Origin of the sequence: Myxococcus sp. CA039A, from assembly GCF_013336645.1 — a bacterium.
Classification (GTDB): Bacteria; Myxococcota; Myxococcia; order Myxococcales; family Myxococcaceae; genus Myxococcus; species Myxococcus llanfairpwllgwyngyllgogerychwyrndrobwllllantysiliogogogochensis.
The window spans coordinates 1-11,796 of the sequence record NZ_JABUMQ010000338.1 but is presented as its reverse complement, the minus strand read 5'-3'; the positions used below and the strand labels follow the sequence as shown (position 1 = coordinate 11,796).

The 11,796-nt window shown below is 69.1% G+C and carries 9 protein-coding genes; 7 read left to right on the top strand and 2 right to left on the bottom strand.

Annotated elements, in window-relative coordinates; all coding sequences use genetic code 11:
* Window positions 1-84: 84 nt before the first annotated feature.
* From HR086_RS38650 to HR086_RS38635, 4 genes are all read left to right on the top strand, one after another.
* Window positions 85-567 carry a Fur family transcriptional regulator gene (locus tag HR086_RS38650; RefSeq protein ID WP_174455471.1) on the top strand — a complete coding sequence of 161 codons (483 nt, stop codon included), beginning with the start codon at window positions 85-87 and terminating at the stop codon, window positions 565-567.
* 1 nt (window position 568) lies between these two features.
* Window positions 569-1,081 carry a TlpA disulfide reductase family protein gene (locus tag HR086_RS38645; protein WP_174455472.1) on the top strand — a complete coding sequence of 171 codons (513 nt, stop codon included), beginning with the start codon at window positions 569-571 and terminating at the stop codon, window positions 1,079-1,081.
* 81 nt (window positions 1,082-1,162) lie between these two features.
* On the top strand, window positions 1,163-1,444 hold the full coding sequence (locus HR086_RS38640; protein WP_141648665.1) for a septum formation initiator family protein: 282 nt from the start codon (window positions 1,163-1,165) through the stop codon (window positions 1,442-1,444).
* The gene (locus HR086_RS38635; protein WP_174462204.1) at window positions 1,441-3,606 is read left to right on the top strand and encodes a diguanylate cyclase; all 2,166 of its coding nucleotides are present in this window, start codon (window positions 1,441-1,443) and stop codon (window positions 3,604-3,606) included. The genes HR086_RS38640 and HR086_RS38635 overlap by 4 nt, the downstream gene beginning before the upstream one ends.
* A 69-nt stretch (window positions 3,607-3,675) precedes the next feature.
* Here HR086_RS38635 and HR086_RS38630 read toward each other — a convergent pair whose 3' ends face one another.
* Entirely contained in the window at window positions 3,676-5,925 is a 2,250-nt protein-coding gene (locus HR086_RS38630) for a di-heme oxidoredictase family protein (protein WP_174468126.1), read from the bottom strand.
* Between the two features lie 208 nt (window positions 5,926-6,133).
* Between HR086_RS38630 and HR086_RS38625 the strand changes: the two genes are divergently transcribed.
* Window positions 6,134-6,931 carry a class I SAM-dependent methyltransferase gene (locus tag HR086_RS38625; RefSeq protein WP_174468125.1) on the top strand — a complete coding sequence of 266 codons (798 nt, stop codon included), beginning with the start codon at window positions 6,134-6,136 and terminating at the stop codon, window positions 6,929-6,931.
* A gap of 124 nt (window positions 6,932-7,055) precedes the next feature.
* A complete protein-coding gene (locus tag HR086_RS38620; RefSeq protein ID WP_174468124.1) occupies window positions 7,056-7,928 on the top strand; it encodes a hypothetical protein in 873 nt (290 codons plus the stop codon).
* Window positions 7,929-8,012: 84 nt separating this feature from the next.
* Here HR086_RS38620 and HR086_RS38615 read toward each other — a convergent pair whose 3' ends face one another.
* Window positions 8,013-9,722 carry an HAD-IG family 5'-nucleotidase gene (locus HR086_RS38615; protein WP_141648660.1) on the bottom strand — a complete coding sequence of 570 codons (1,710 nt, stop codon included), beginning with the start codon at window positions 9,720-9,722 and terminating at the stop codon, window positions 8,013-8,015.
* Between the two features lie 389 nt (window positions 9,723-10,111).
* Between HR086_RS38615 and HR086_RS38610 the strand changes: the two genes are divergently transcribed.
* Window positions 10,112-11,796: serine/threonine-protein kinase (locus HR086_RS38610; protein WP_174468123.1), on the top strand; the 1,685-nt coding region annotated here is incomplete at its 3' end.

Here is an 11,796-nt window from a genome sequence, read left to right as displayed (position 1 = left end):
AGGGCGGGGCGCGCGCGGTTCCGGGGCGCGGTTACACAAGGATGAGAGGGCCAACGCAGGGTCGGCCCCCTACCGAGGGATTTCATGCAGGGCCACGACCACGACCACGACGACATCAAGGACAAGGACGAGGTGCTCGCCCGCTACATGGCCCAGCATGGCCTGAAGAGCACGCGGCAGCGCAGCCTCATCATCGACACCTTCTTCGCCGTTGGCGGCCACCTGTCGGTGGAAGAGCTGTGGAACAAGGTGCGGTCCCAGGACGCGAAGGTCTCCGTCGCGACGGTGTACCGGACCATGAAGCTGCTCAACGAGTGCGGCCTGGCCCACGCCCGCAACTTCGGCGACGGCCAGACGCGCTACGAGGCCGCGGCGGGACGCGACCACCACGACCACCTCATCTGTACCCGGTGCGGCACGATCATCGAGTTCGAGAATGATCGCATCGAGACGCTCCAGGACGCGGTGGCCAGGAAGCACGGCTTCGCGGTGACGTCGCACAAGATGGAGCTGTACGGCCTGTGTCGGGACTGTCAGCGCGGGGCCCCCCTGCCCACGGAAGCGTGAGATGAGCGCCGCCGCGCGAGCCCTGGCCTGCATCGCCCTGCTGTCACTGGCGGGGTGTCGCGGCTCGCGGCCGGTGGATGCCGGACCGGCCTTCCTCCAGTCGCTGGCGCTGCCGTCGGTGGGCCCCACCCGCCACGACGTGCGCAAGCTGCAGGGCAAGGTCGTCCTGGTCTCCTTCTTCGCGACCTGGTGCTTCCCGTGCCTGGCGGAGATGCCGACGTTGGAGGCGCTCCAGCGCGACTATGGCGCGCAGGGACTGCAGGTCGTGTCGGTGGGGATGGACCTGGAAGGCACGAAGGTGCTCCAACCCTTCGCCGAGCACTACGCGCCCCGCTACCCGGTGCTGGTGGCCTCGGAGTGGATGATCGAGGGCCGAAGCCCGTTTGGCCCCATCAAGGGGCTGCCCACCACCGTCCTGCTGGACCGGCGGGGCCGCGCGGTGGCTGGCTGGCAGGGCGTGGAAGGCCACGGCGACGTGGCGAAGGCGATTGAAAAGCTGCTGAAGCAGGACTGAGCGCGCAAAGTCGACGGGTGCTACAGGTCTGGAGCGGATTTCTTGCGGGGGCGAGGCTCGCTGGTACCGTCGACGACGTTCATGACGGCTCGCGGAAAGCTCCTGGTGGTGGCGGTGGGTGTGGCGGGGGCCTTGAGCCTGCTGTCAGTGGCGGATGCCAAGGGCTTCCGCCGTTACCTCTCCTTGAAACAGGACGTGGGTGCGCTCCAGCAGCGCAACACCTCCCTGTCCGAGCAGAACGAGGCGCTGCGCCAGGAGATCGCCGCCCTGCGCAAGGACCCCGCCGCGCTGGAGCGGGCCGTCCGTGAAGAGCTCGGCTACGTGAAGCCGGGCGAGCTCGTCTTTCATCTGGAGTCACCATGACGTCGCTGAGCGCGTTTCCGTCGCCCGGAAGGTTGCTGCGTCATGTCGTGCGGCTGCTTCCCACCGTGGCCGGGCTGTCCACGTTCCTCCACCTGGCGCGCGGCGGCTTCCGAGGCCTCCACACGCTGGGCTGGACGGAGGCCGGGCTGGTGCTGTTCCTGCTGGTGGGCATCGCCGTGGCGGCGTGGCGCCGGGCCATGCGCGGCTCGGTGGGCGCGGTCATCGACCTGCGTGATGACCTGGAGCTGGGCGGCGGGCTGGTCGCCGCGGGCTTCATCGTCGTGGCCATCGGCGGCGGGGAGCTGTTCCCCATCGTCTATCTCTTGATGGCGTTCCTGGTCGCCTTCCTGCCGCGCAACGCGGGGCTGACGCTGCTGGGCGTGGCGCTGGTGTTCGACGCGCTGGTGACGCTGGGCGGCCCGGTGCCCAACGCGGCGAGCTTCGCGACGCACTCGGCGTTCCTCGTGCTCTTCGCCGGCCTGTACCACCTGGTGCTGGCTTCGCGCATCGCAGTGGCCCGCCGCGCGGAGAACGACGCGGTGCAGAAGCGCATCCGCGAGGTGGAGGAGCGCGCGCGCACCTTCCGCCTGGTGAGCTCCGGCACGGCGGACAGCTTCAGCGGCATGAGCTCCGACGAGAAGTGGCTCGTCGCCTCGGTGAAGGAGATTGAAGGCGCGGTGCACGCGGCGCTGGAGATCGCCGAGACGGGCCTGCGCACCCACACCTGCGCGGCCTTCCTCCTGGCCTCCGATGACCGCAGCCTCAAGCTCTACGACTGCCGCTCCGGCTCCGAGCGCGTGCAGCGCGAGCGCTTCGGTGCTGGCGAAGGCATCATCGGCGGCGTGCTCAAGCGCCGCGCGCCGGTGCGGATGAACTCCGCCCAGGGCCTCAAGGGCGTGACGTACTACGAAGGCAGCGGCCCCAACGTGCAGGCCCTGCTGGCGGTGCCCATCATCGAGGGCAGCGGCCTGGTGCGCGGCGTGCTCGTGGCGGACCGGCTGAGCCATGAGCCGTTCAGCGACCAGGACGAAAAGCTCCTGAGCACCATCGCCGGCGAGGTGCTGCGCTCCATCGAGGTCGAGCGGGTGATGAGCTACATCCGCAAGACTCGCGACGAGAAGGACCGGTTCTTCAAGGCCATCGAGGAGCTGAACCGCGCGGGCAGCCCGGAGCAGGTCTTCGTGGCGGTGCTGGAGAGCACCCGGCAGTTGGCGAGCCTGGACTTCTGCGCGGTGACGCTGGTGTCGGAAGTGGACGGCAAGCGGATGCACCGCGTGGCGCGGATGACGGGCGTGACGGCGCACGGCAAGGCGCTGGAGGGGCGCTCCTTCGCGGACAACAACGGGCTGGTCGCCAACGTGGTGCGCTACGGCGCGCCGCTGCCGGGACGAGACCTCAAGGCCATGGACCGGCAGGTCATCTTCGACGACGAGACGCAGATTCGCGGCCTGGGCGCGCTGAAGATCTTCCCGCTGGTGGCGGGGGACCGCATCCTGGGCACGCTGGTGGCGGGCTCGCGCAAGAAGGCGAACTTCGAGCAGGACGTGCTGCGGATGATCGAGGTCATCGCCATTCAAGCCGCGCAGGCCGTGCTCCGCGCGCAGCTCTACGAGCAGATGGAGCGGATGGCGACGACGGACGGCCTCACCGGACTGTTCAACCACCGCACCTTCCAGGCGAAGGCGGACGAGATTCTCGCGCAGGCGCGGCGCTACCAGCGCAAGTGCTCCGTCGTCCTCACGGACGTGGACCACTTCAAGAGCGTCAACGACACCTATGGCCACCCGACGGGCGACCAGGTGCTCAAGGGCGTGGCTCGCATCATCAAGTCCATGGCGCGAGACACGGACGTGGTGGCGCGCTACGGCGGCGAGGAGTTCGTCATCATCATGCCGGAGACGGACGCGAAGGGTGCGTTCACCATCTCCGAGCGGATTCGCGAGGCGGTGAAGGCGGAGGTCTTCCAGACGGAGATGGGGCCGCTGCGCATCACCATGTCGCTGGGCATCGCCACCTTCCCCGACCACGGGATGGAGAAGCAGCAGCTCATCGACCTGGCGGACCAGTGCCTCTACCACTCCAAGCGCAACGGCCGGAACCAGTCCGTCACCGTGGCGCAGATGCAGGGTGGCCGGAAGCTCCAGGCCGTGGAGGCCTCGTAGTCTCCCGGCTCGGAGAGCCCCTGTCTTCGGGACTCCCCGAGCCGAGTGGAACCCGACGGGTCCGACGGCCTACAGCGACTGGAGGAACCTCACCAGCGCGGCGCGGTCCGAGGCGTTCATCGCGACGAAGGCGTTCTTCGAGGCGTTGCCCTCGCCTCCGTGCCAGAGGATGGCCTCGGTGAGGCTGCGCGCGCGACCGTCATGCAGGTACGCCTCGCCGCCGCTGACGCCCGCCGTCAGGCCGATGCCCCACAAGGGGGGCGTGCGCCACTCGGAGCCGGAGGCGATTCCTTCGGGCAGGTTGTCGGCCAGGCCCGTGCCCATGTCGTGCAGGAGCAGGTCGGTGTACGGGCGGATGGTCTGTCCGCGCAGCTCCGCGTTCGGGTGCCAGGCGCTGGTGGTGAGCGAAGCCGCGTGGCACTTCGCGCAGCCCGCGTTCGAGAACAGCGTCTCTCCACGCAGCGCCGTGGCGTCGCGCAAGTCGCGCCGCGCGGGCACGCCGAGCAGCGCCACGTAGCGCACCATCTTGTCCAGGTCCGCGTTGTTCAGCTCCTGGCTTGCGCCCGCGCACCCCTGCTGCGACGGACCGCAGTCACCCGTGGGGAATACGGCGTTGGTGACGCCGATATCCCGGTTGAGGGCCTCGGCCACCTGGTGCTTCAGCCGGGCGATGCCGGCCTTCCACCCGAAGCGGCCCAGCCGCGTCTGGCCCGTCTCCGGGTCGACGACGGCCTGCATGCGGCCGGAGATGCCGTCCCCGTTGCTGTCATTCGGGTCGGCGAGCCCCGCGACGGCCGTCTCCGGAACGGCCTCCAACAAGCCCAACCCCACGAGCTGCGGCGTGATTCGCGCCGAGTGGTTCGTGGGGATGACGTTGAGGAAGCTGTAGTTGGGCCTGCGCAGCTCGTAGCCCGAGCCGTCCGCGAACTGACCGGTGCTCGTCGTCCAACTGGCGATGCGCACGTCCGCCTCGGGCGTGCCGCTGGTGCTGCGCGGCTGGAGGCGGAAGCCCAGGAACGGGTCCGCCGTCACCGTGGAGCCATTCACCCGGCCCACCTTGACGACGTAGTTGCCCAGGGTGGTGTTGACCGCGGGCGGGAGGCCTCGGCCGTTCTGCACGTGGCAGGAGATGCACGAGCGGGAGATGTAGTGGGGCCCCAGCTTGTTCACCTGCGACGACATGACGGGGTTGCCTGGCTCCGAGTGGCTGCCGTCGCTGAAGTCGGTGTGGTGCAGGCGGCGGCCCTCGACGAAGGGCTGCGCGTTCACCGGCGCCATGTTCAGCGCCATCTGCAGGAACCGGTTCCTCGGCTCGTTGGAGTAGGGGTAGTTCAGCGTCGTGCGTCCCCCTGACCAGCCCGCCGCGGGGAGGGCGAAGGAGTCGAGGATGGCGCCCTGGCCCTCGAACGGGACGATTCCCGCGCTGCCCACGAGGTAGAGCAGGGCGCGGCCGTAGTAGTTGAACCGACCTTCCACCGGTTGCCGAAGGAAGACGCCGGCCTCGATTTCCATGCGGTCTCCCACGCGGATGGCCCGGCCCTCCTTGGCGTTGAAGTTCACGCTCGCGGTGTAGAGGAAGTCGTTCACCCGCTCGAAGGTGCCGTTGTGGAAGTACTCCGCCACGGTGTTGAGGCCGCGGAAGAAGGCGCGGAAGTTCGTGCCGTCGTGCGGATATACCGTGTGCAGGTTCACCTTGATTTGACTGCCGCCCTTGGCCACCTCGTCGATGATTTCGAGCCAGAAGGTGCGGTTCTCGAAGTAGCGCGCCAGGTAGTGGTCATAGGCCTGGTACTGAGACTCGCGCGCGTGCCTGTCGCGGACGCGGTCTCCCACGCGGGTGATGAGCGCGGTCGACGTGTCCTGTGTCGTCGCGGGTTCCAGCGCGGTACCGCTGTTGAAGAGGGGAATGATGTTCCCCACGTCGGGCGGGGGCCCGGCGTCGGGGGTGCCCGTACCGGCATCCGGAGTCCCGGTGCCCGCATCCGGTTGCGACGTGCCCGAGTGCGTGTAGCGTGCCCACGCCGTGTCAAAGGCGCAGTTACAGGCCACGTCCCAATACGTGAACGAGTAGTCGACGAAGTCACCGGTGTTGAGACCGCTCACCGTGAACTCGTTGCGGCCGTTGGTGACGGCCATCCTCACGTTGAGCTGCAAACCGTTGTTCACCTTGTAGTGGATGTCTGCCCACGACGTGGTGTCGATGAAGAAGATGGCGGACGAGCCAGACGGCTGAGCGCCAGAGGTGGCGGCGCTCGCGGAACTGGCCGCGCATGCCGCCATCAACAATGCCACGGCCACTCCTGTTGCTCTCTTACTCATGCGTGTTCTCCAGGGGGATCCTCCGCATGGTGGCTTCGGCTTTCTCCACCATCCGAAGGAAGTGGAGTGTTAGGCCGAGAAGCCAAGAATTCCTATGATGTTCGGAAAATTTATCTACTAGGGTTATTTTCCGGACATCCCCGACAGCTCGGACTTGCGTCCTGATGCGTTGCGTTGAGGGGCGACTGGGGCAGGATGCGCGCCGCTCATGCCCCCCGTACCCCTGGCGGTGACGACCAGCACCAAGGTGGATGCCGCGCAGCTCCAGGAGGCGAGAGCCGTCGCGGCGCGGTGGGGCCTGCCGTTCCTTCCGCGTCGTGCGAAGGAGGGCATCGCCCCCTGGCTTGGGACGAAGGTGGAGGCGTTGCTGGTGGTGGGCGGGGACGGGGTGACGCTGTGGGAGCCGGAGGGTTCCTTCGGGTTCCATGCGGGCATGGCGCACCTGCGCCTCATGCGCCTGCGCGCGGGGGAGCCCGACACGTTCGTCCGGGTGGCGGAGCTCGGGGCTGGAGACTCGGTGCTGGATTGCACGCTGGGCCTTGCGCAGGACGCGCTGGTGGCCTCGCTGGCGGTGGGCCCCTTCGGACGCGTCGTCGGACTGGAGAAGAGCCTCGCGCTGTGCGCGGTGGCGGGGGAGGGGCTGCGTCGCTACGAGCGGGGGGCCGACGCGTGCGCCGTCGAGGTGGTCCATGCGGACGCGCGCGAGTACCTCAGGACGCTGCCGTCCGCGTCTTTCGACGTGGTGTTCTTCGACCCGATGTTCGCGAAGCCGAAGAAGGCACAGCCCGCCTTCGAGGTGCTGCGCCGCTTCGCGGAGCATGCGCCCCTCACGGCGGAGACACTCGAAGAAGCCAGGCGCGTGGCACGCCGGTGGGTGGTGGTGAAGGGCGCGCGCTACACGGATGACCTGCGAAAGCTCGGGCTCACACCGGAGCCGCTCTCCCGCTTCTCAGACGTCGCCTGGGGGCGCGTGGCCGCCCATGCCCCGGCGAAGTCGTCCTCGTGAATCGCGACGGTGCACATCGCGGTGACTGGGATGGGTTGGAACCGTCGGCGGGACAGGGGCGTCTGCAGGGAGCCCCTTCTTTCCCCCGGACTCCTCAGTGATGCGTCATCGCTGGCTGTTCGCAATGAGCCTCCTGGCCATCGCCGCGCCTGGCCCGCAGTCACCGGAGCCCAGGGCCTTGGCCGCCGTGACGAACGCACGTGCCTGGATGCCCGGCATCGAGCGTACCTACAACCTCTTCTATTACGACGAGCGAGGGGCCCGCGGTCCGGGGGAGGATATCGCGCGACCGGCTCGGATCAGCTCCCTGCAGGGTGAGCTGCGCGTCGCGGTGGTGGGCCTTCGGGAAGGGGAAGTCGACCTGCGGGCCTCGGTCCGCGCGCAGGCGTACTTCGAGTCGAGTCGTGGCTCGGGTCTGCAATCCGAGTCCTCCATCACGCAACTTCAGGCCACCGTCTACGTGCTGCTCGATGCGCGAGGCGCGGCGCTCGTGACGTACTTCGAGCCCGGGTTGGAGCCCTGGAAGCGGGACATCCTGCGGTCGATTGTCGCGGCCTCACAGTTCGTGAGGCCAGAGGTCCAGGGAGAGACCTGGCGGACGCAGGAGCTGGATGTCACCGGGGTGTATGCGGCCCGCTATCAGCACCACCCCAGTGAACACCCGTATCGCAAGTACCAACGGACGAAGGAGCACTACCTCCGACTCTCCAGGCCGGACGGACTGCATCCCCTCGCGGCCTCCGTGCAGGTCTCCCTGAACGCCCGGACCGACTTCTACCTGGGTGAGGACACCTGGCCCGAGCTGGTCGAGGCGCGTGAGTACCGGGCGATGACGTCGACCGTGGGGGAGGTGCCGCCCTCCGCACAGAAGCTCTCGATGACTCTGTCGCGAGTGACGTCGCGTCGCGCTCCCGAGCTCATCGGCGCGCTGGAGCTTCAACGTCCCCGCCTGGACGCCGTGCCCCTGTCCACCCGGGTGCTTGTCCCGGGTGGATGACACCGGGGCACGCGGGCGGAATCAGGAGTCAGCGCCACGCGAGTGGCCCTTCCCTGGCGCGGACCAAGGAAGGGGAGGGCGCCGTCAGTCCTTCCCGGCACCCTTGGGCGGACCCTCGCCACCCATGGGGGACAGTCGCGCGGACAGCGCGCCGGCCTGCTCATGCGGCATCTGATCTCGCGGTGAGCGGTAGTACTGCATGGGCGAGTGGTGCAGGAAGTTGGAGACGCGGCTCGTGTAGAGGCACGCGTACTGCTCCACCTGGTAGCCGAAGCGGCTGTTCTCGTTGCCCTCCTTGAACAGCAGGCCCCAGTACGGGTTGAAGCCCTCCTCGACGTCTTCCTCCAGCGTGTCCGCGATGCCCGTCGCGTCCTTCAGCGCGCGACGCATCTTGTCCAGCTCCGACTTCAGCTGACGGCGCTGCTCCTCCACGGACTCGCGCTCGGAGGGCGTCAGCGGCTCGCGCTCCAGCCGCCGCTCCAGCAGGTTCAGCAGCGTCTTGTGGTGGTTGACCTCGTCATCCAGGCGCTCGCGGAGGATCTCCATCTGGGTGAGGGTGCCAATCTCCTCGCGCCGCGTGGCGGTGTAGGTGATCTCATCCTCGATCTCCTGCACCACCATGCACGTGCGCCACAGCGACGACTTCTTCGACTTCAGGATGTCGCCGTAGATGTGGTCGCCGACGTACAGGATGTTCTCACCCCGGTAGCCCGTGAGCTCCTCGAAGCGCGCCAGGTTGCCGCCCGAGTACGCCTTCCCCCGGTCCAACGACGTGGCCTCGCCCACGGGGCGGCCTTCCTCCGTCGACGTGTCCAGCTCCAGGAACGGCCGCGCGTCCGTGAAGAAGCCCGGCTTGCCCGCGGCCGTCACGACCACGTCGAAGTAGTTCCGCCAGCTCGGGTACTCCGGCAGCTGCCCGTCCAGCAGGTACTTCATCACCGCGTCCGTGTAGTCCCACGCGGAGTTCGTCAGGAGGAACAGCCGCTTGCCGCCCGAGCGCAGCTTGTGCAACGCGGGCCCCAGCTCCGGGTCCAGGAACACGTACCGGCCCAGGTCCTTGCGAACCTCGCGCTTGAGCGAGTTGTCCCGGTGCACCGCGTCGATGGCCTCGCGGATGTCGTCGTAGAGCTTGCCGTAGTCCACGCTCTGGCCCAGCGACTCCAGCAGTTCGATGATGCCCGCGAACAGGCACGTCTCCGGCAGCGCGAACAGCGTGTCGTTCCAGGCGAACTGGGGGTTGCGCAGCCGCACGCGCTTGTTGCGGTACAGCTCTCGCGACACCTCCGGCTTCAGCGGACGCAGCCCGTGGTACGCGCGGCCCACGTGGCCGAACCGGTCCATCTTGAGGATGTTCCCGTTCAGGCGATCCACCGCGAGCCCACGCATCACGAAGTGGTGGTCGTAGAGCAGGTGCCCCACCAGCGGAGGGTAGTGGTACTCGCTGATGAGCTTGGCCAGCGTCATGTCGAACGACAGCTGCTCCAGCCGGCGCATGTGGTAGATGGCCAGCGTGTAGTCCATGTCGAAGCCGATGAGCTCCAGGCCAGACATGCGCAGGTTGCGGTTGACGAAGACCTCCCGCGCCCTTGGAACGGTGTCCCGGGGGGCTCGCGGAGTGGAGAGCAGCCGCGCCAGCGTCTCATCCTCGAGGAGCTGCTGGGCGTGCTGAGCCGCCGCCTCCGAGCGCGCGCGGTTGAGAGGTGAACGGAAGCTCCCGTGAAGCGGGTCCGGGGAGGGCCCGCCCGGGATGGGACGGAAGGGGGACAGGGTTGGAGCCACGGGACGTCCACACATAACACGCGTGCTGGTTCGCGGCTCGGTCCTTGAGGGCACTGGACGGGCGTGGCACGCTCAAAGGCCGCGATGCGTTCGCCTGTCCGACGTCAGCCCTCGGAGACCGCCGAGGAACTCCATGCGCGCCTGTCCACCCGGGTCGCCGCGCTCGAGGACCGGGTGCGCCGTCTGGAGGCCCGGCTGCGCGCGGCATCGCCTCGGCCCGTCGCCACCCCTCGGAGCACCTCCGGGCGAGCGGCCGAGCCCTCGAAACCGGAGTCCCGGCGAGCGCGCCCGCGCTGCCCCGGCTGTACCTTGGAGCTCCCCCCAGGCCGACGCGGCGAGTCGTGCGTCTGGTGTGGCTTCGTCTTTTCCGCAGTGACTCGCCGTCGCCCGGCGCGAAAGAAGCGATGAGCGCCACGTATCGTCTGACGGGTCGAATCGAGTCCGGAGAGCTGGCGGAGCTATACGAGGCCGTCCAGGCTCCGTCGGGCGAGGTGGTGGTGAAGCTCTTCCACCCCAAGACGTCGGACCCCGCCTACGCGCTGGACCTGGCGGAGACGACGCGGCTGCTCCAGTCCGTGCGCCACCCGGGCATCCTCCATGTCGTGGACATGGGCGTCGTGCGTCAGCGGCTCGCCGTGGTCCGCCAGGACGTGGATGGCGCCCTGTTGGGGACCGCCCTCCAGCGCCTGCACACCAAGGAGGTCCTCCTCCCCTCGGCGGTGGCGCTCTACATCGTCATCCAGTTGCTGGACGCCGTGCAGCACGCGCACGACGCGGGCGTCATCCACGGAGCGCTCACGCCCGGCAACGTGGTGCTGGGCCGGGCTGGCACGCCCGCGGTCTGCGACTTCGGCGCGATGCGCGCGCTCCTGGCCGTGCCCCAGCTGCGCAAGTCCTTCGCGGGGCGGGGCCGCGGCACCTACCGCGCGCCCGAAGTCACCCGGGGAGAGGCCGCCACGGAGGCGTCCGACGTGTACTCGCTGGGCGCCATCGCCTACGAGCTGCTGACGCAGCGCGAGCCGGTGATTCCCGGCAGCGGCGGTGTCTCCACGCGCCGCAGCGAGGGGCTGCCTCCGCCCAGCCGGTTGGATCGCCGCATCAACGCGCGGTTGGATCCGCTCGTGCTTCGCGCGCTGGAGCCCACCGCCGCGCGGCGCTTCCGCTCGTGCGCGGAGTTTTCGAACGCGCTGCGCAACTTCCTGTCGGCCAGCGGAGGCATGCCGGGCGCGGACGACGTGCGCCGCTTCGTCACCGAGCTGTTCCCCAACGAGGTCAGCATCGCGAGCCTCACGGCCCCGCCGTTCAAGGAGCCCTTCTCCCTGGAGCCCATCTCCGGCGCGGAGATGGACGACCTGGGCGCCGAGGAGCCCGAAGCCTCCATCGTCCAGCGCGCCCCCTACACCCGCGCGCTCTCGGAGACGGAGGCCCGCGCGGAGACCCTGGAGTCCGTGCCCGGCTTCGAGGAATACCGTCCCGAGGACTACGAGCCGGACATCGCCGCCGCGCCCGCCCCGAGCGCTCCGGAGCCCGAGTCGCGCCTGCCCGACGGGGACTGGACGGAGGGGACGCAGGCCCCCGGTATCGAGCAGGGCTGGGATGCTCCTCCGGGCGCCGCGCCGCCCAAGCCGCGTCGGCAACTGGGGGCGAAGGGTGGGGGAGCCGACCAGGGGGCCGCGCGCGCACAGGTTCGCAATCCGCGCATGCGCGTCTTCGAGGACTTCTCCTCGCCGAGCCCGCCTCCCGACGATGACGAGGAGTTCTCCGTCGTCGGTCGTCGCGCCGCGGCTCGGGCCAAGCGCGCGCCGCCGCCCGTGGAGAAAGGGCCTCGCACGCTGCCGGACCCGTTCCCCGCGGTGGCGCACCCGGGCCGGCGCGACGACATCGCGATGCCACCGCCCTCCGCGCCCGCGCTTCCCGCGCAGCCCTCCCCGCGGATGAACACCGACGAGCGGAGCATCCGCGATACGCAGCACCGTCGCGGTCGACTGGTCGCCATCGCCGGAGTGCTGGCCCTCGTCGGCCTGTCGACGTTCGTCATCGCCGCCTGGCGCCTGGGAGGGGACGGCCCTCCGGTGCAGGAGCCCGGGGA